The organism is Chitinophaga pinensis (genome assembly GCF_007896845.1).
GTDB lineage: Bacteria > Bacteroidota > Bacteroidia > Chitinophagales > Chitinophagaceae > Chitinophaga > Chitinophaga pinensis_C.
Map to the genome: position 1 here is coordinate 141,854 of NZ_VOHS01000008.1, position 19,464 is coordinate 161,317.

The window sequence follows — 19,464 nt, forward strand, 5'->3', positions numbered from 1 at the left end:
GGAATCAGTGGGTAGTACTGCATCTTAAATGCGGACTCAAAACAATGTGCCATGCAAAAACATCTCACTCTTCTGCTCCTGGGCTTTATGGCTTTCAGTATGGCAGGTATACCTCATGAAGGATTTGCACAATCGACCTCCTCAACATCTCCTGTTGCTAAAACAGTCAAAATAAAAGGCCGGGTTATCGATAGTAATGACAAGACGCCCATTTCCGGCGCCACGGTCAAGATAGGCGGGAAAAATAGCAGACAAGGTGTAGCCACCAACAGTGATGGCGGCTTTGAGGTACTGATAGATACGACAACGGTCATATATGTCACGTACATCGGGTACACATCCCAAACGCTTACGTTGCAGAAAAATATGGCAGGATCAACATTCAATATCCGTCTGAAAGCAGATAATAAAAGTCTGAACGAAGTGGTGGTTACAAGGTCTGACAAACGGATGAGAACAAAAGAAGTGGAAGCTGCGGAATCAGCTCCGATGATAGCGTACAATTATGTAACAGTTAACAATCCGGCAATCTATGGATCAAGGGCGCCACAGGCCAATACAGAAGACTATAGTCCTGTGAATGAAAACAGCTTCCATACTGTTACCAGCGATCCGCTCAGCACCTTCTCTATCGATGTGGACAGGGCGTCTTATTCCAACATACGTCGTTTTCTGAATGAAGGCAATATGCCGCCAACAGATGCGGTGAGAGTAGAGGAAATGATCAACTATTTTGATTACAAATACAGTAATCCGACTAATAATGCACCGGTGGCTGTACATACTGATATGGCAGTGTGTCCGTGGAATACGGCGCATCAGCTGGTACGTATCGCCTTAAAAGGAAAGGATGTGGCAAAAGACAACCTCCCTCCTTCCAATCTCGTATTCCTGATCGATGTATCAGGTTCTATGAGTGATGCTAATAAACTGCCACTGGTAAAACAGGCATTCAAATTACTGGTTAACCAGTTAAGACCAGTGGACAGAGTGGCGATTGTGGTATATGCGGGTGCTGCAGGACTGGTACTCCCTTCTACTTCCGGCGAACATAAAACAGCTATACTGGATGCACTGGACAAACTCGAAGCCGGAGGATCCACTGCCGGCGGAGCAGGTGTACAACTGGCCTATAAAACTGCTGCTGAATATCTGCTGAAGAACGGTAATAACCGTGTGATCATTGCGACAGACGGAGACTTTAATGTAGGACCTTCCAGCGATGGTGAACTGCAACGCATCATTGAGAAAGAACGCGAAAAAGGTATATTCCTTTCCGTACTGGGTTTTGGTATGGGCAACTACAAAGACAACAAGCTGGAACTGCTGGCTGATAAAGGAAACGGTAACTATGCCTATATCGACAATTTTGAAGAGGCACGCCGCACATTTGCTACCGAATTCGGCGGTACGTTGTTTACCATTGCGAAAGATGTAAAGCTGCAGGTGGAGTTTAACCCTAAGTATGTACAATCGTACAGGCTGGTCGGTTATGAAAACAGATTACTTAATAATGAAGATTTCAATGACGATAAGAAAGACGCCGGTGATATGGGTGCAGGCCATACTGTGACAGCCCTGTACGAAATTGTACCGGTAGGCGTCAAGACCGGTCAACCGACGGTAGACCCGTTGAAATACCAGCAGCAACAGCCTGTGGCCGGTAATAACACGGAAGTGCTAACTGTAAAGCTGCGGTATAAAAACCCAGCGGACAGCAGCAGTCAGCTGATTTCGCAGGTATTACACTGGAAACAGCAGGATATCAGCACTGCACCGGAAGATTTCCGTATGGCCACTGCAGTTGCGGATTTCGGACTGTTACTGCGTAATTCCGAACACAAGGGCAATGCCAGCTATGAACAGGTACTGAAACTGGCTGGAAATGCACGCGGGACGGACGAAGAGGGATACAGGGCGGAGTTTATTCAATTGGTAAAAAAAGCGCAATTAATCAGTAACAATCATGGCACAAAATAGTTCGTTTTAGCCGGCCTTTCTTCCTTGTTTTTCCCGGGTGGTTCAGGGTTTTCGGATCCTGAACCACATTTTCGTTGCATTATTGTTATTTAGATTTCCAGGCTCTGAAAATTTTGGTATTTTGCACTCATGATAGTGAATCTAAGTAGTACCAATTCGTTAGTAGGAGAATGGTTGAGTGAGATTAGAAGCGCAGAAATCCAGACAGACCGTATGCGTTTCAGACGCAATATGGAAAGAGTGGGTGAAATTGCGGCTTACGAGATCAGCAAGACGTTGGAATACGAGGAGAAAGAGATACAGACGCCGCTTGGTATTGCCAACTGCCGGGTATTAAAACAACAACCCGTTCTTGCTACTATCCTGAGAGCAGGCCTGGCATTACACCAGGGTTTGCTGCACTACTTTGATAAAGCTGATCATGCCTTTATTTCTGCTTACCGTAAGCATAAACACGACGGCACATTTGATATCAATCTGGAGTACGTATCCAGTCCGTCTATTGATGATCAGGTGGTTATACTTTCTGACCCCATGCTTGCAACCGGCGCTTCTTTGGTGAAAACCATCGAACACCTGCAAAGCCTGGGTAAACCTAAGCATATCCACCTCGTAGTAGCCATCGCCTGTACCGTAGGAATTGAGTATGTACAAAGACACGCCGACAGTAATCTGAGCATCTGGGCCGGTGATATTGATGATGAACTAACGGCCAAAGGATACATTGTTCCAGGACTTGGAGATGCCGGAGACCTCGCATTTGGAAACAAGCTACAGCAGTAAAAACCAGTTATTCGTGAGAATGGATCAATTTCAAAAAAATTGAGTAGTCAGCCAAATAAAAACAAGACTGTTTAAGCATTCATTTATAACACTTTAGGGATTTCTCTAACACAATGTTATATATTTTTAATTTGGAATATGAGTATCATTGTGTACCTTCACATGGAACCATGAGAAAACCCTATACTTATAAGTATTTTTTTATGAAAAAAGTGTTGCTGTTTTTCACGATTGCCCTTTATCTGATGAACCCGGCCAGGGCGCAGGACCCGCATTTTTCGCAGTTCTTCGCTTCCCCGCTCACACTTAATCCGGCAATGACCGGCCTGTTTTCAGGCGATTTTCGTGTCTCAGGGAACTATCGTTCACAGTGGAGAAGTATTTCGACTCCATTTACCACCGGAACCGCAGCAGTGGACTTCGGCATTCTGAAAAATGTACTGTCTTATACTGACATCTGGGGTGTTGGTATAATGGCGATGTACGACAGAACAGGCGGTGGTGCATTGACCTCTACATACCTGAGCTTTAGTACAGCCTATCATAAAGGATTGGATCCCGAAGGTAACCACACCCTGGCAGTAGGTCTGCAGGGAACGTTGGTACAAAAGCGCCTGGACCAGACGAAACTGGTATTCGAAAACCAGATCGACAATAACGGATACAATCCGGCTATTCCAAGCGGCGAAACTTTTGTCAATCCGACCATCTCTTACTTCGATCCAAATATTGGTATCCTGTATAATGGTCTTGTAGGCGAATCTTCCAATATCTATGTAGGTGCTTCCTATTATCACATTACACAGCCTACCGAAACTTTCATGGCGCAGAACAACAACCGCCTGACTTCAAGGTATACTGTGCATGGTGGTGGTTCTGTACCTGTGAATGGTGCGAACCGCATTCACTTCAGTGCATTGTACATGAAACAGAGTACTGCATCTGAGTTCTCCTTCGGTGGTGCTTACGGCTTCAACCTGAATGGAGATGATGAAAACCCGACTACCTTCTACCTTGGTAGCTGGTATCGTATAAAAGATGCGATCAACCCTTATATAGGTCTTGAGATCAACGGTTTCACCATCGGTGCTTCTTATGACACCAACGTATCTACGCTGAAACCTGCCTCTAACTATCGCGGTGGTATGGAGTTGTCCATTATCTATGTGCATAGACGCAATGAAGGAAGCAAATACAGAACTCTCTGTCCGAGGTTCTGATCTGATAAAAAGATATTTCAAAAGAACCTGCCAGTTGCATAAGCTGGCAGGTTTTTTATTGTCCGTATATATTTTTTAACATTGTTCCACTGATTTTTAGTTACTTACAACCGGATCAATGCTTATAGCGAATAACTAACCACTAAAATCCAGGATTTTGTTTTCATTCAGAGAAGTACTGGCGGCCATTCAGGCATATGGGAAGGCACATCAGTTTATTATGCAGCACAGGTTATGGAAGTGGATACTTGTGCCCGGTATCCTTTACTGCATACTATTTATGACAGGCAGCTATTTTGTCTGGGGATATTCCGGAGAGTTTGTTGAATACCTTTTTAACCTCCTTCCACTTAAAATATGGATACAGGATCTTGAAAGTAGCTGGGTCAGTTTCTTTTTTATTCTACTGGCCTTCTCTATCAGGATTATGATATTGCTATTATATTTTTCCTATTACAAATATCTCTTTCTGATATTGGGTTCTCCCCTGTTTGCCTATCTATCGGAAAAGACGGAGGCGATATTGGAGAGACGCGATTTCCCATTCAGCATGCAGCAGTTCCTGAAAGACATGGGCAGAGGTATTGTAATATCACTGCGTAACATGTTGTATCAGACCATCTGTGTAATATTCCTGATCATATTGTCTTTCATACCGATCGTCGGTTGGATCACACCACTCTTTGCGTTCTTTATAGAGTGTTATTTCTATGGTTTCTCCATGGTCGATTACAGTTGTGAAAGACATCAAATGAGTCCGAAACAAAGCATCCGTTTCATCAAAGGACACAGAGGTATTGCGTTGGGCAACGGGATGGTATTTTACATCCTCATGTTCATTCCAATACTGGGATGGGTAATGGCTCCTTCCTATGCAGTCATTGCCGCCACTATTCACTTATCCGACAAAAGATTATTGCATGGCGCAACCTGGTAAGGTATACCTGATCCCTACTGTATTAAGTGCAGACACATTACATACCATCCCTGCGTATGTAACACCGGTGGTACAGCAGATCAGCGTATTCTTTGTGGAGAATGAACGTACAGCCAGAAGATATCTGAAGGCGCTTGATAAAAGCATTAATATCGATGCTTTGCAATTATTGCTGATGTCAGAACATCAGCCTCCTGATACTGCGCTGGCCAAACAGCTACTTTTATCCGGTAAGGATATTGGTGTGATCAGTGAAGCGGGTTGTCCGGCGATTGCTGATCCGGGACATCTTGTTGTGCAGGTGGCACATGCGATCGAGGCACCTGTCATTCCGATGGTGGGGCCAAACTCTATGCTGCTTGCATTGATGGCTTCGGGTATGAATGGGCAGAACTTTCAGTTTGTCGGCTATCTGCCGGTAAAGCCGCCTGAAAGAATCAAAGCAATCCGTGACCTTGAAATGCAGTCACAGAAAAAACAACAAACACAGCTCTTCATAGAAACGCCTTACCGCAATAATCAGTTGCTGAAGGATATACTGGATAACTGTAAAGACAGTACGCAGATATGCGTGGCTGCTGATATTACAGGCCCGGAAGAGTTTATCCGAACGAAGACGGTAAAAGCATGGAAACAGGCTTTACCGGAGCTGCATAAGAAACCGGCGATCTTTCTGATGTTGGCGCAGTAAGATAATTAAGTACTGCTGTATTACCTTTCACCTGATGAATATACTGCTTACAATAAAACAATAGCCTGATCTAATGACAGATCAGGCTATTGTTTTATAGCAGGCTGCCATAAGCAGCTGAATGTTTAATTGCTAATAATTGACGTCTCTCACCGTAATCACACTATCTACAATAAAATTGCTAAACCCTCTCCATGGTACTGCGCCGAGGTATTCCTTGTAATGCAATTCTACAAACTTACCGCTGGCTGTCATTAACTTTTGTGCGATACGTTCGTCTGCTACTGAAAACTGGAACTCATTGGATTGCAGGGCACCGGGTTGTTTAGAGCGATAACCACTCTGAATGAGGCGGCCTTCATAGGTTTTGAAGACATAGCCTTTCTCCACGAAATAGTTTAGTTCTCCGGCTTTCACGCCGCGGCCAAATACAAAGTAGTACTTGTACAGAAAGAACGCTACCAATGCGAGGAGCACACCTCCGATTACCATAAAAAGAAATCTGCGCATATTGTTTATTTGATCAGGTAAGGATTACAATCCATATTTATCGATCAGGTAGATCAATCCTGTCATGCTGAATGCACCCAGCTCCAGTTCTCTCTTATTCACGGCTTCAAAGGTATCGTTCGCAGCATGATGCAGGTCGAAATAACGCTGGGAATCAGGCATCAGTTCTCCCATTGGGGTACCAATTGCTTCGTACAGTTCTCCCACGTCTACGCCACCGCCAACAGCTGTAAAATCATATACATCATATGGCAGGAACAGCGGCGCCCACGAAGCGATCTTTGCACGCTTTTCATCAGGCATCATCAGGGAGAAACCACGTGGGGTAAAACCACCGGCATCACTTTCCAGTGCGAATATATGATGCTCTCCCTTTGCTTTTGCTACTTCTGCATATTTCTTACCACCACGGGTACCATTTTCTTCATTTGCAAAGAGTACAACACGGATAGTATGCTTTGGTTTAATACCCAGAGCCTTGAATGCGCGTAACAGTTCTACGGACTGTACACAACCGGTACCATCATCATGTGCCCCTTCATTTACATCCCATGAATCGAGGTGACCACCTACGGTAATGATCTGGTCAGGCTGTTCAGTACCACGGATCTCTCCGATCACGTTATGGCCAGTCGTATCAGGCAGCATTTTACAGCTGGTACGGAGATATAATTTCAGGTCGGACTCACCTTTCAGACGGTTGCTCAGCAGATCAGCGTCTTCCAGACCAATTGCCACAGCAGGGATCTTTGGAAAAGCTTCATCATACTTCATAGCGCCTGTGTGAGGAAGGTTGTTGGCACCATGCGTCATGGAACGGACAACTACCGCCACCGCACCATATCTGGCAGCCCGGCTGGCACCCTGACCACGGTATTTTACCGCATCGCCATAAGATTCGAATGTACGGATCAGCTCCGGTTTGAAGTGATAGTTATAGAAAACGATCTTGCCTTTGATCTCATCTTTTTTTGCCTCCAGGTCTTCAAAAGAAGCGATTTCAATTACCGTTGCAGTAATACCAGCTGGCGCACTGCCTACAGAGTTACCGAGGGCCAGTACGTTTAAAGGGGGTATAAAGTCGCGACGACGGGAAATAATACGGACTTCCTCCTTCGCACCCCTTACCCAGTGCGGTACCTGACAGGCCTGCAGATACACGGTATCAGCGCCTGCATCCTTCAATACCTTTTCACCCCATTTCTCTGCTTTCACCATCTGTGGCGATCCAGCAAGACGGCCGCCTACCTGCTGGGTAAGCTCTTTCAGATTGGCATATGCCTTACTGTGTGTCAACACTTCGTTAGCAAGGCTTCTTAAGGCCAGGGAATCATTCTCTTTCTGTTGTGCACATACCGGAACGGTGATGGCCAACAGTGCCGGCAGCAGGTAATTTCTCATAAACACAGTCAATTTTAAAGGACTAAAACTAATTAAATAAGCCTGTTATTCAAATGGGTCACTCATACATTAATCGGACAAGACAACCTTAACATGCCGCTAATCCCAATTACAGGGGGTAGCTAATTAAAATGTTATAATTTTGTAGTCTGTAATTAACGTAAAAACTGTGTTCTGCGTGAAGCGTTCTGCATTTCGATGCTAAACGTCTGGCACTGACGTTTAGCGTTTTAAAGTTTTAAATAACAACACATGCGAATTGGAATAGTATGTTACCCTACTTATGGGGGTAGTGGCGTACTGGCAACAGAACTGGGGAAGGCACTGGCGGATAAGGGACATATGGTCCATTTTATCACTTACCAGCAACCTGTGCGACTCAATGCCTTTCATGCCAATATATATTATCACGAGGTGCAGGTTCCTACTTACCCGCTATTTGATTTCCCTCCCTACGAGTCTGCACTGAGCAGCACAATGGTAGACGTCATACTGAATCAGCAGCTGGATCTGCTGCATGTACACTATGCCATTCCGCATGCATCTACGGCTTATCTGGCCAAACAGATCGTGAGCAAGCAGGGCCGTACTGTACCGTTTATCACAACGCTCCATGGTACGGATATCACCCTGGTGGGTAAAGACAAGACCTATGCACCGGTAGTTACTTTCTCTATTAATGAGTCAGATGCTATTACGGCTGTATCTAATAATCTCCGCGAAGAGACCTATAAATCATTCCAGATCGAGAAAGATATCGAGGTCATTTACAACTTTGTGGATACCGAGCGCTTCAAACGCCGGGCTTCAGAACTGATGCATTTCAGGAATGCGATTGCGCCTAACGGCGAAAAAATACTACTGCACGTATCCAACTTCCGTAAGGTAAAGCGTGTGCCGGATGTGGTAAAAGTATTCCAGAAGGTAAGAGAAAGAGTCCCTTCCAAACTACTGCTGGTAGGCGATGGTCCGGACAGACCAGCGATTGAGGCAATGTGCCGCGAGATGAATCTCTGCGGAGACATCCGTTTTGTTGGTAAACAGGAACAGCTGGAAGATGTAATGTCAATTGCTGACCTTTTTGTACTGCCTTCTGACTATGAAAGCTTTGGTCTGGCGGCACTGGAAGCCATGGCAGCAGAAGTACCGGTTATTTCCTCAAATGCAGGCGGTTTACCGGAAGTAAATATTCATGGCAAAACGGGTTTCCTGAGTCCGGTAGGCGATGTTGATAGCATGGCAGATAATGCCATTAAGTTGCTGGAAGACGAGAAATTACTGGCCGCAATGCGTAAAGGTGCACTTGAACAGGCACAACGTTTCCATATTGACAATATCATCCCGCAATATGAGGCCTTGTATGAAGAAGTGATGAACAGAGCGTTGGAATCTGTTGATAAATAAGTCTTTAAGATTTTTATATAAAAGCGGCGGTCAGTATGTACTGACCGCCGCTTTTTATTATCCGGGAAACCAATGCTTTAGATACATTGGTAATGCTGTGCGTCATACAGATGGCAGACCTTCATTTTCGCTTAATAAAAACGAAGAATGGGCATTAAAAAAGCCTCCGGAATCAGATTCCGGAGGCTTTTTTAATATGTTAAGCACTTTGGTTATTTTTTTCTGATCCAGAACTCAGGGTTCTGTTTCTGTATACCTCTGTAGATCTGCAGTTCTACCTCTCCGAGGTTTTCCAGTTCATTGGTACCCGCTGTACCAATCACCTGACCAGTACTAACCCTATCCCCTGTTCTTACATTTACGCTCTGCAGACGGGCATAGTTGGTAAAATACTGACCATGTCTGATAATTACCAGTGAGCCACCCCCCGGAATCACAGCTACAGTTCTTACCTCACCCTGGAAGATTGCCTTTACTGGTGCTCCTTTGCCGGTTCCGATGATCACACCGTCATTCTCTACCGTAATTCTTTCAATTACAGCATGTTGCTGACGACCGAAATGTCCGATGATATGCCCGGAGCTTACCGGCCATGGCAGTTTACCACGATTGCTTTCAAAACTTTCTGACAATGCCAGTGCCTCTGGTGTTGCTTCCAGTACGTTCTCTGTACGTACAGGTTTTTCCGGTTCCGGAGCAGGCGTAGCTACCGGTGGCTTTGGCGCAGGTTCAGCTGGTTTTGGATCCGGTTTATCCGGTTTATTATCGTTAGCCGCGACAGCATTATTGTTATTTGCATTCTGGGCAGCCTGAGCGGCAGCTTTTGCGGCGGCGGCATTTGCAGCAGCAAGGGCAGCAGCTTTTTTAGCAGCTTCTTCTTTTCTGCGCTTTTCGTCAGCAGCAGCTTTACGTTTAGCAGCCGCTTCCTCTTCTGCCTGTCTGCGGGCGATCTCTATCTCACGACGGATAACCGCCTGAATAGCAGCCTGTACTTTCTGCGCATCTTTTTTGTTCTTGGTGATATCCGCCATCAACTCTTTCTCACGTCCCTTCAGATTCGTCAGTACCTTGTCTTTCTCCTTCTTATCCGTTTCAAGGATGGTACGTTGCTCCTGTTCTACTTTCAGGGTACCAGAACGTTTTTCTTTCTGTTCCTGCAGACTTTCAATCTTCTTACTCAGCAATACTCTGGTTTCCAGAATATTGTCAGCCTGCCGGCGGCGATAATCCCGGTATTGTTTCAGGTATTGGTATCGCTTGATAGCGTCGTTGAAGGTCTCGGCGGAGAAAATAAAGTTTAGCATGTCATAGGTGCTGCGGTTCTTATACGCATATACGACCAGCTGTGCATACTGGGACTTCAGAGTATCCAGATCTTTCTCGAGGGTTTTAATATCCCTGTAGGCGGAGTTGATATCGCCATTGATGAAGTTGATCTCTTCGTTGATGTTATTGATAAGACGGGTACGTAAAGTGATTTTATCACGTAAGGCTCTCAGCTGGCTTACGCTTTCACGGGTAGACTTCTTTGTATTTTTCAGCGCTTCATTCGCTTCATCGATTTCACGCTGTAGTTCTTTTTTTCTATGCTCGAGTTCCTCCCGCGACAATTGGGGAGCCTGTGCTTTCAGCAAGGCCGGTAGTAAACCTAAGATCAATACAAACGGGAAAAACTTCTTCAGATTCAGCATGATGGTTTTAAAGATAGCTGCAAAATAGCAATTTACAAATTTCAGGTACATTCCAATACATTCCTACTCTCTCGAATAACCGGAGGGAATCGTGAATGGAAAGCTTAACGGCTGTTCGAAATCTATTTTGTTAAATTCCATATTGATCTTTGTGTAGTTCTTCTCTTCCACAAAAACCCGCCTGAGGGTAGCAAATTTAACTTTATCCAATGATTTGTATTCACCATAGGTGAGTTCTATCGAACGTTTGCGTGTACTGTCTTTATCCATCACCTTGCTTTGTTGCAGTACATAGTCATCAGCAAACACATTGAACAGGCTGGTGAACATGGTACTATCACAGGTAAAAGATATTACAGATGGTGTTTTTACTACCTGATATACTGAGTCAGTGAGATAGATAGGATTACCAATAATCAGGTCCTGCAGCGTCTTAAAATCAAAAGGAATATTCAGCAGATCCTTTGCGTTTTTCATGTCGCGCAGGTATGCGATTTTATGAAATTTATCGATTGCTTTCAGACTATCCGGAGTGATAATTGCTCTGGCAACTTCTCCGATAATCGGTGCAGATACGGAGATCCAGATAATGCTGTCTTTATGCATACGCATGTTGGCGTTAATGCCTGACATCTGTTTGGCTTCCGTTTCGAAATCAACCTTTAGTTTGGCGGAGAAGGTGTTAAAACTGATATAATTGCCCCGCAGTTTTGCGAGCATTTCTTTATTGAAAGTATTTGCTGCAGCAATGGATGCGCTATCTGCTGCTGATGCCTGATGATGAGTGGTATCCGTTACCGGAAAAGAGGTCCCTGCTATCTGGCGGCTATGCCTGCATGAAAAGAGTCCCGTGCTTACAATACCTAATACTATCAGTGCTAATGTTTGCTTCATCATGATCTTTAATTCAATACATTCCCTTTTTCACCGGGAAGTTCGCTATTCCCTTTCGGTTGCAAGTATATACCGTTTTTCTGCAATTTTGCGGGCTAAACCTACCGAATTCGCCCCCTTTTGTTTGGCCAGCTGCCAATATTCAAGGGCTTTATCTACTTCATGGAGATTAAACAGGATATCTCCATAGTGTTCCAGCATTCCAGGATTGTCCCGGGCGTCATCATGCTGTAACGCCTTTTCCATCCACTCTTTCGCCTGTTCATAACGGGCCATACGGAAAAGGATCCAGGCGTAGGTATCCATAAAATTGGCGCTTTCAGGTTCCAGCTCCAGCGAGCGTTTTGACATACTTTCTGCCTTATTCAGCTGTTCTCCTCTCAGGGAGAGATAATAGCTGAAATTGTTCAATACGAGTGCGTCATTAGGTCTGATCGCCAATGACTTGTCATAACAGCTATCTGACAACTGATGCTGACCGGTGGCATGATATGCATCCCCCAACAGAGAATAAACATCTGCCCGGGTGCCTTTATCACCATTGTTTCCGGTCTGTACAGCCATATTTAGCGCATCTATAGATGCAGGATAGTTTTGCAGCAAAAAGTTAGCCACCCCTTTGAAATAATGGCCCATAAATTCCTTTGGAAAGCGCTCTGAAACTATTGAGCTCACTTTCAGAAGGTTAGCCGGATCTTCCTGACGGGAATAAATCCACATCAGCTGATACCACACGGTAAAACGTGTAGAATCCAGTGTGACGGCTTTGTTATAATCCATCAGGGCACTATCCAGCATACCGGCCTGAGAAAACATATCAGCCTGCAATGCATAGGCTTTTGCTTCTTCCGGATGTGCATTGATCACCAGCTGTGACAGTTGCAGTCCTTCTTTTAATTTACTGGTATCCAGCTTCTGCATTTGCAGATAAGGATACACATAAGCAACTTTCTCGTCAATGCTGTAATCAGGATTGGCAAAGGCACGGGTCAGGTATTTCCAGTATTGTGCCATATCACCATTCTTCTTCGCATAGCCGGACAATGCTATCAATGCCCGCGGATTGGTGGAATCACGCTCCAGCACTTCATTGTAAATAGCTGTTGCTTCTTCCACACGATCGTTGGAATTGTAAATATCACCAAGGATGAGATAGTATCTAACTTCTTCCGGGTTCTGATTGATGAGCTTCTGTACTTCTGCAGCAGCATCATCTATACGGTTCAGTTTAAGATATAACCGCTGCTTCTGAAAGGCCAGTTCTTCTACCAGACCTGTTCTTGCCTCAAGCGTATCAAAGACGGCCAGTGCGGCTTCTGTTTTATCTGCTTTGGAAAGGAACATCCCTTTATTGTAGATATACTCTTCATTTTCGGGATATCTTTTAGCCAGACGGTCGTATACTGCAGCAGAACTATCAAACTGTGCATTGACACCGAATGCATCTGCCAGTGTGATCTGGAACCACTTATTGGCAGTATCCATACTGGCTGCTCTGCGGGCAAAGCCCAGTGCGTATTGCGGATTGCGCACCTCGATGAAGAGGCGGGCCAGCTCGTAATAGGCAGTAGGATTGTTCCTTTTCAGGCGCAGGTAGTCAGAAAACTGGGTAATAGCAGTGCGGTAGTCGCCGAGGAGTTTGGAGCGTTCTGCAGAGAAAAAAAGGCTGTCGGCTCTTTGCTGCAGGAGTGATGAGTCCCGGATGACGTGTACTGTCCGGGAGGAAGACTGACGGGAGGCAACGGATTTGCCGGTGCGGCAGGCGGAACCCAACACACAACAAAAACCTGCCAGTAACAAAGACAACCGGCTTACGCGTCTGCAGAAAGCCGGCAGACTGTTTATTACGGGCAAGGTTTTATCGTTATTGTGGGTTCTGAACATTTATTAAGATTTACCGGTGTGGCCAAAACCGCCGGCACCACGTTCTGTTTCTGTGAGCAGTTCAACTGCTTCCAGCCGGGCCTGTACAAATGGTGCGATCACCATCTGTGCGATCCTTTCACCGTGGGCGATTGTCTGTGGCTCGTTGGACAGGTTGATCATGATGACCTTGATCTCTCCTCTGTAATCCGCATCAATTGTGCCGGGTGTATTCAGGAGTGTTAAACCCTGTTTGATCGCCAGACCGCTACGTGGCCTGATCTGGGCTTCGTAGCCGGTAGGTAGTTCCATGAACAGGCCGGTAGGAATAAGCATCCTTTCCAGAGGTTGTAAAGAAATAGCTGTTTCCAGGTTAGCCCTGAGGTCCATTCCTGCCGCTTCTGCTGTGGCATAGGCCGGTAGCGGATTTGCGGATTTATTGATGATTTTAACTGTAATAGCTGCCATTGATGCAAAGGTATTTTAAATAGTCCATAGTCAGAGGACTACAGACAATTGGTTGATTTACGATAAGTTATCAGGCTTTTTCCAGAAGTACGGTGGCATATGCTACCACTCCTTCCTCACGCCCTACAAAGCCGAGTTTCTCCGTAGTGGTGGCTTTGATAGACACTTCCTCTGTTGAGATATTCAGGATACCGGCAATGGTTTCCTGCATCTGTACAACGTAGGGTTTGATTTTAGGCGCCTGCAGGCATAATGTACTATCAATATTTACCACCTGGTAACCTTTCTCATTGATCAGTTCCAGTGTGCGTTTCAGCAGTATTTTGCTATCAATGTTCTTGTACGTGTTGTCTGTATCAGGGAAATGAAGACCGATATCCCCGAGACTGGCAGCTCCCAGCATAGCATCGCAAATGGCGTGTAACAGCACATCCGCATCACTATGTCCCAGAGCGCCCTTGTGGTGTGGTACCAATACTCCACCCAGCCAGAAATCTCGTCCTTCTGTTAACTGGTGAAAATCTACCCCTAGCCCGATGCGCAATTTAGTCATGACAGATGTATAAACTTTGAAATATAAGCTTTAAAAAGCTAAAGTTATCGCAAATTAAAAATCCTCCGGCGATTTCCGGAGGATTCTTATATTTTAAAAAAACATTAACTATTTCAGTTCCAGTGATTACCAGGTGTTGCTGTTATCTTCTTCATGGTGATCCAGGTCGAAGATCAGGGAGAAACGCAGGGTGTTGGACAGCGGGTTACGCTGAATACCGTTACCGGAAGGTACAAGATAGGAGAAGTTGAGACCGAACATGTTATATTTCACACCCAGACCGGCGGTAACGTATTTACGGTTACCCTTGTCTTTATTTTCGTAGAAATAACCGGCGCGTACAAAGAACTGATCACGGAAGGCATATTCACCACCCATGGATACAGTAAACTCTTTCAATTCTTCACCAAAACCACCCGGCGCATCTCCAAAAGAGGAGAACATACCGGAGATGGTAGATTTCTGACGATAAGCACCTGTACTATCCGGAGTAGGCACCATCAGCTTATTCAGATCGAGAGCCAGCATTAGTTTGTTGGTCTCATCCAGTCCGAAAGTATAGGAAGTACCCAGACCAAAGTTGGTAGGCAGGAAGTCTTTGTTGGTAGCTGATTCTGTGTATGAGATCTTGGTACCGATGTTGGTCAGTGCCAGACCTACGTTCCAGGTATTTACGCTGTTGTCAGACTTTTCGTAGTCTTTTGTATAGAAGAAAGAGACGTCAGTAGCAAAGGCAGTTCCGGGCTTGATCACACGGCCATTGATATCGCCGCTGGCAAGATTGGAGTAGATATAACGTCCGGCCAGCGCTATCGAAAAGTTATCAGATAACTTACGGGCATAACCTGCATCAAATGCAAATTCACGCGGACGATAATCATATGTTGGCATACCGGTAATATCAGTAAAGTTGATAGTACCTAATGAGAAATAACGCAATGAAGCGGAGACGGTCTGCATTTCATCCAGCTGATAATAACCAGACAGGTTAGCCAGAAATACGTCGTTCACCAGTTCTTTTAACCACGGAGTGTAGGTAACAGAAATATTAGAGCGGGATTTCGCAAATGCCACCTTAGACAGGTTCCAGAACATGGAATTCGCATCAGGAGATGTGGCAACACCCGCATCACCCATTGCGCCTGCCCTCGCATCTGGGGAAATACGCAGGAAAGGTACAGCTGTGTTAATAGTGTTTGTTCGACCATCGAGTTGACCTGTGCCAAACTGAGCACTGGCTGACAGAGAAAATAGGATGCAACAAATTAAGACAAGGTTTATAGTCACCTTTCTGATCATGCAATTATACATGCAATAGTGTTTAGAACGAGTTGTAAAAATAGTACGAAATTCGATATGTTCAATAACAGGGGCCTGGTAAGGGACGTGCGAATTTAGTTTTTGCATTTTGATGCATAGGTTAAAATACAGATACTTTTCCGCCTAAAATCGATGTTTTACCATTCGCTGTTACCAAAATACTATATATATACATTCCAGGCGGCACCCTTGCTTTGGAATCATTGGTTCCGTCCCAGGATGCCCCTACATAACGGCTACCACCGTCATTTATTGTATGACGCATAGTTTTTATTTGTTGCCCTGTTATCGTGTAAATCCGCACGATTACATCCAGTACCTGATTCTGTTGATTATGCTCAAACGTGAACTGTGTCTGGTCGTGAAACGGATTTGGATAACAACTGGCCTTTCCCACCGTCATCCCGGATGACTTTATCACCCGGAACTGCAATGTGGCCTTACCTGAGTTGTTATGAGTATCCCAGGCCCTGATAGCCATTGTATGCGGACCTTCTGTAAGATTGTACAGAGGAAACCGCACCTGACCTTCCTGATAGCTGTCAGTTGTGGCTTCGAAGAAGTTGTTCAGTATGTAATACTGTCCTTCATCATTGTCAAGCGTCGCGATCAGATCATGCCCGATCCCATAGCCGGAAGTATTGATGCCCTGATCATCTTTCAGATGCAACAACAGTACCGGATTCTCACCGGTAAGCCCTCCGTTACGGAAATACTCATTGTCCAGATATGCTTTAATAACAGGTCCCGACTCATCTTGTTCAATGTCATCGGCCGTACCACCTATCTGTATACCAGCGTAAGCGCCGCCTGCTGCCATTATACTGTTGGCCGCATAGAAGCTCAGAGTACCGGCACCCGACTGGTAGTCAATATCTGCAGGCACCACAAATGTGCAGGAGAACTGACCATTCTCAACATGCTGCCGGCCACGGTAAAGGATGTTCTGTTGCTGATAATAAGCTGCTTTTGTACTCCCGGCATCATTGCCAAGTGTATATTGCAAAGCAGGTTTATCATACACAGTGGTGTACAGGATACCCTTGTAATTATCCTGCCGTACCCCCTGTTCATCTTCCAGATGGCCTTTCACGGTATACTTACCCATGGCTTTCAGGGTATCAGGAATATCGCTGACGGCTTTCCCGTTGATAGAATCTGTTACCACATGATATTGCGGAAATGCCAGTGTCAGTGCAGGATCTCCCAGCAACTGGAACTTCCGGTTATTCGGAATATCAATGAGTGTTGCATATGTCTGATTTTTTGCCTGCATGGCCGCTTCTCCAAGCGTGGGCATACGACCATCTTCACGAGGTTTCAGCAGCTTTTCCAGATAGTTAGCATTCATCACTTTGTTGGATGCAGAGAATACCGTCCGTGTGGTAGTCATCAATGCAATACCACCACCCTGCTCCTTCAGCAATAACTTTTCTCCCAGGGAAACATAGGCCGGGTTATCAAAGGGTGCAAAATCGCAAGTTGCAGTGATAAACAACGGCAGTCTGCCATCATTTTTCCAGTTATCCAAAGAACTTTCTTCAAGAATGACTTCTTCTGCCAGCCGGGAATAGCTACCATGGCCCGTATAGTTCCATATCAGCGTACCGTCAAAAATATCTTCTGCGATAGCTGTATTGACCGCAGGATAACGGCTGCCACCTGCATCAGCTATTTTCGGATAGGCATCGAGGTATATTTTTTTGATATTACCTGCCGGCCACTGTGCACGCACGATCTCACTCATACGCTCAGCATCCTGCAAATGTAGATTATCATCGCCATCATCTGCTACGACAGTGATATGTTGTTGCCAGCGGCCGTAATTAGCCGGCACATTATATCCTATGATCTTATTCACTACGGTTTCTGCCTGCGAAGGCTGTTGCACAGGCAAGCGGCCTATTGCTACATCCAGCAGATTGACTCTGCCATTATCGTTGATATCATCCGCATCATCCAGAAAACCGAAAAAGTCATCCGAAGGATAGGCATATACAGGATCTGTAGAGACGGAGCTTTGCCAGGTCGGAACCATGTTCGTATTGCCTGCTATCCTGTTTTTATAGTCATAGGATGCATCTCCGAACAACAACAGATATTGCAGGCCTCCACGGTCATGACACATCTTCACAAAGTCTCTGATGGCTGTCGGATCTGGTGAACCGGAAGCAAATTCGTTATAGATCTCCTTCACCGTTACTACCCTTACATTCAGACCATCATGTGTACCATGCCATGCCGCGAGTTTAGCAGCTGCTGACTGTAATGATGTTGTAGTCACTATCAACATGTCTGCGCCACTGATGTCGTGTAAGTCCTGATTAGGTACTACTCCGCCATTGATAAGGGGCATATTCTGTTTTCCGTCGAATGCCACATATTCATGTAATGTGCTGCAATCTCTTGAAAAAGTAAGCGTCGTACCAATGAGTTGCGTAGTAATCCTTACCGGCGACAACGGTGATGTCACATCCAGAACGATTGTCGCACTATTTGCTTCTCCGATGCGATATTGGGCGATCTGTCCCGGCGCAACCGATGTTGCATCCCGGAAAGAAAGCTGATCAGCGCCTCCCATTTTCAACTGATAACGGGCCTGTACACTGATATAGTCCAGCCATCCCTGAGCTCCGCCGCCACCAGGTGTGAATGAACATTCGACCGGCAGCATATTGCCTGAATAGGCAGCCGTATAATAGCCTGAGGCCACTGCTGCAAAGGATTCAAATATATTACCACTGACCGGAGACAGATTAAGCGTGCCAGAGACACTATTCCCGATCCTTAATGAAAATCTGCTGGTACTGGTGCCTCTTGCAGCTACTCTTACTCCTACTTTCAGAGACGTGGGATCCTGTTCCATTGGAAATGATACCCCAAAAGATGGTTTTAAGCTACTGAAATTAGTACCCCACCATTGCTTTCCACTACTGAGGAAATTAATACTATCATTCTCATACCATACGCGATAATCGTAGCTATTTACAGTAACAGTGGCTGCCGGTACAGCCGGATCCCGGTCAATTCTTTTTCCCGGACCATTTCCGATCCTCACAAAATACCACGCGGTATCAGTATACAGGTTAGTAGTCCTTGTAAAATTTCCTCCCTGATATTGCCAGCTGTGGGGGCCCGGCGCATAAAAAAACAGCGCATCACCCTGCTCCAAAAGGGCTACCTCCGGCAAATCGTCGTGCCTGCTGACAGCATTGCTTTCAGGCAACATTTGTCCTCCGGTACCATATAATCTTACTTCACTGAGACTACCACTGAGACCAATTCCGTTCAGCAGAGACTTATCTATTTTGTAGATGCCTTCCCGGGTTACACCGAGCTTATACCAGCTCCCTTGGGAAAGCACTGAATGTGCAGCGTATGGACCACCTCTCCCTTTCGCTCCTGCTACCGGCAGGTAACAGGCAAGTAATAAACAGAAGAAGGCGGTTATCTTCATTGTGGTTATTTGCGCAAACATAATAATTATAAAATATATTTATAGGGCGAAATCAGCCAATAGACCGGTTGTCACAAAATGTCTGCATGGGACGGTCTGATTGTATTTCAGCTTTTTATAACATGTGAAGATACACAGGCGGGACATTTTATGACATAGTATTTCCTGTGAGTATAATAAGTAGTGGTACTGCGGCGTTCTATTATCGGTCGTTGTTGCCTGTAGCCAGTGAAATAAAAGATGAATTATCGGGACTGATAACCGGAACAGGAAATTCGTATATTTACGTACC

Annotated in this window: 15 protein-coding genes; 6 read left to right on the top strand and 9 right to left on the bottom strand. The window is 45.3% G+C overall.

From position 1 onward, the window contains the following. Nucleotides 1-51: 51 nt before the first annotated feature. From FEF09_RS10780 to FEF09_RS10800, 5 genes are all read left to right on the top strand, one after another. Entirely contained in the window at nt 52-1,980 is a 1,929-nt protein-coding gene (locus FEF09_RS10780; protein ID WP_146305115.1) for a von Willebrand factor type A domain-containing protein, read from the top strand. Nucleotides 1,981-2,109: 129 nt separating this feature from the next. After that, nucleotides 2,110-2,763 carry a uracil phosphoribosyltransferase gene (gene upp / locus FEF09_RS10785; protein ID WP_146305116.1) on the top strand — a complete coding sequence of 218 codons (654 nt, stop codon included), beginning with the start codon at nt 2,110-2,112 and terminating at the stop codon, nt 2,761-2,763. A 203-nt stretch (nt 2,764-2,966) separates the two neighbouring features. Beyond that, nucleotides 2,967-3,983, top strand: a complete 1,017-nt coding sequence (locus FEF09_RS10790; protein WP_146305117.1) for a PorP/SprF family type IX secretion system membrane protein — start codon at nt 2,967-2,969, stop codon at nt 3,981-3,983. A gap of 157 nt (nt 3,984-4,140) precedes the next feature. Next, nucleotides 4,141-4,920, top strand: coding sequence for an EI24 domain-containing protein (locus tag FEF09_RS10795; RefSeq protein ID WP_146305118.1), 780 nt, complete (start codon nt 4,141-4,143; stop codon nt 4,918-4,920). Beyond that, complete coding sequence (locus tag FEF09_RS10800) at nt 4,904-5,611, top strand: SAM-dependent methyltransferase (RefSeq protein ID WP_146305119.1); 708 nt, start codon at nt 4,904-4,906, stop codon at nt 5,609-5,611. Before FEF09_RS10795 ends, FEF09_RS10800 begins: the two co-directional genes overlap by 17 nt. Nucleotides 5,612-5,743: 132 nt before the next feature. Here the strand turns inward: FEF09_RS10800 and FEF09_RS10805 are convergent, their stop codons facing one another. After that, a complete protein-coding gene (locus FEF09_RS10805; RefSeq protein WP_146305120.1) occupies nt 5,744-6,121 on the bottom strand; it encodes a hypothetical protein in 378 nt (125 codons plus the stop codon). A 24-nt stretch (nt 6,122-6,145) separates the two neighbouring features. Beyond that, nucleotides 6,146-7,522 carry a M20/M25/M40 family metallo-hydrolase gene (locus tag FEF09_RS10810; protein ID WP_146305121.1) on the bottom strand — a complete coding sequence of 459 codons (1,377 nt, stop codon included), beginning with the start codon at nt 7,520-7,522 and terminating at the stop codon, nt 6,146-6,148. A 252-nt stretch (nt 7,523-7,774) separates the two neighbouring features. Between FEF09_RS10810 and bshA the strand changes: the two genes are divergently transcribed. After that, nucleotides 7,775-8,926 carry an N-acetyl-alpha-D-glucosaminyl L-malate synthase BshA gene (gene bshA / locus FEF09_RS10815; protein ID WP_146305122.1) on the top strand — a complete coding sequence of 384 codons (1,152 nt, stop codon included), beginning with the start codon at nt 7,775-7,777 and terminating at the stop codon, nt 8,924-8,926. Nucleotides 8,927-9,138: 212 nt separating this feature from the next. Here the strand turns inward: bshA and FEF09_RS10820 are convergent, their stop codons facing one another. The 7 genes from FEF09_RS10820 to porU form a co-directional block, all read right to left on the bottom strand. After that, the gene (locus tag FEF09_RS10820; protein WP_146305123.1) at nt 9,139-10,668 is read right to left on the bottom strand and encodes a murein hydrolase activator EnvC family protein; all 1,530 of its coding nucleotides are present in this window, start codon (nt 10,666-10,668) and stop codon (nt 9,139-9,141) included. A gap of 12 nt (nt 10,669-10,680) precedes the next feature. After that, nucleotides 10,681-11,514, bottom strand: a complete 834-nt coding sequence (locus tag FEF09_RS10825; protein WP_146305124.1) for a DUF4292 domain-containing protein — start codon at nt 11,512-11,514, stop codon at nt 10,681-10,683. A 42-nt stretch (nt 11,515-11,556) separates the two neighbouring features. Further along, a complete protein-coding gene (locus FEF09_RS10830) occupies nt 11,557-13,395 on the bottom strand; it encodes a tetratricopeptide repeat protein (RefSeq protein ID WP_146305125.1) in 1,839 nt (612 codons plus the stop codon). Nucleotides 13,396-13,398: 3 nt separating this feature from the next. Further along, complete coding sequence (gene dut / locus FEF09_RS10835; protein WP_186774286.1) at nt 13,399-13,842, bottom strand: dUTP diphosphatase; 444 nt, start codon at nt 13,840-13,842, stop codon at nt 13,399-13,401. Between the two features lie 70 nt (nt 13,843-13,912). After that, entirely contained in the window at nt 13,913-14,395 is a 483-nt protein-coding gene (gene ispF / locus FEF09_RS10840) for a 2-C-methyl-D-erythritol 2,4-cyclodiphosphate synthase (RefSeq protein WP_146305126.1), read from the bottom strand. A 126-nt stretch (nt 14,396-14,521) separates the two neighbouring features. Beyond that, entirely contained in the window at nt 14,522-15,706 is a 1,185-nt protein-coding gene (gene porV / locus FEF09_RS10845) for a type IX secretion system outer membrane channel protein PorV (RefSeq protein WP_146305127.1), read from the bottom strand. Between the two features lie 109 nt (nt 15,707-15,815). Beyond that, nucleotides 15,816-19,172, bottom strand: coding sequence for a type IX secretion system sortase PorU (gene porU, locus FEF09_RS10850; RefSeq protein WP_186774287.1), 3,357 nt, complete (start codon nt 19,170-19,172; stop codon nt 15,816-15,818). Nucleotides 19,173-19,464 lie beyond the last annotated feature (292 nt).

What these genes read in the sequence shown, in the direction of transcription:
- FEF09_RS10780 (WP_146305115.1), top strand. Translation starts at nt 52, where the DNA reads ATGCAAAAACATCTCACTCTTCTGCTCCTGGGCTTTATGGCTTTCAGT.
- upp (WP_146305116.1), top strand. Translation starts at nt 2,110, where the DNA reads ATGATAGTGAATCTAAGTAGTACCAATTCGTTAGTAGGAGAATGGTTG.
- FEF09_RS10790 (WP_146305117.1), top strand. Translation starts at nt 2,967, where the DNA reads ATGAAAAAAGTGTTGCTGTTTTTCACGATTGCCCTTTATCTGATGAAC.
- FEF09_RS10800 (WP_146305119.1), top strand. Translation starts at nt 4,904, where the DNA reads ATGGCGCAACCTGGTAAGGTATACCTGATCCCTACTGTATTAAGTGCA.
- FEF09_RS10805 (WP_146305120.1), bottom strand. Translation starts at nt 6,121, where the DNA reads ATGCGCAGATTTCTTTTTATGGTAATCGGAGGTGTGCTCCTCGCATTG.
- FEF09_RS10810 (WP_146305121.1), bottom strand. Translation starts at nt 7,522, where the DNA reads ATGAGAAATTACCTGCTGCCGGCACTGTTGGCCATCACCGTTCCGGTA.
- bshA (WP_146305122.1), top strand. Translation starts at nt 7,775, where the DNA reads ATGCGAATTGGAATAGTATGTTACCCTACTTATGGGGGTAGTGGCGTA.
- FEF09_RS10820 (WP_146305123.1), bottom strand. Translation starts at nt 10,668, where the DNA reads ATGTACCTGAAATTTGTAAATTGCTATTTTGCAGCTATCTTTAAAACC.
- FEF09_RS10825 (WP_146305124.1), bottom strand. Translation starts at nt 11,514, where the DNA reads ATGATGAAGCAAACATTAGCACTGATAGTATTAGGTATTGTAAGCACG.
- FEF09_RS10830 (WP_146305125.1), bottom strand. Translation starts at nt 13,395, where the DNA reads ATGTTCAGAACCCACAATAACGATAAAACCTTGCCCGTAATAAACAGT.
- dut (WP_186774286.1), bottom strand. Translation starts at nt 13,842, where the DNA reads ATGGCAGCTATTACAGTTAAAATCATCAATAAATCCGCAAATCCGCTA.
- ispF (WP_146305126.1), bottom strand. Translation starts at nt 14,395, where the DNA reads ATGACTAAATTGCGCATCGGGCTAGGGGTAGATTTTCACCAGTTAACA.
- porV (WP_146305127.1), bottom strand. Translation starts at nt 15,706, where the DNA reads ATGTATAATTGCATGATCAGAAAGGTGACTATAAACCTTGTCTTAATT.
- porU (WP_186774287.1), bottom strand. Translation starts at nt 19,172, where the DNA reads ATGAAGATAACCGCCTTCTTCTGTTTATTACTTGCCTGTTACCTGCCG.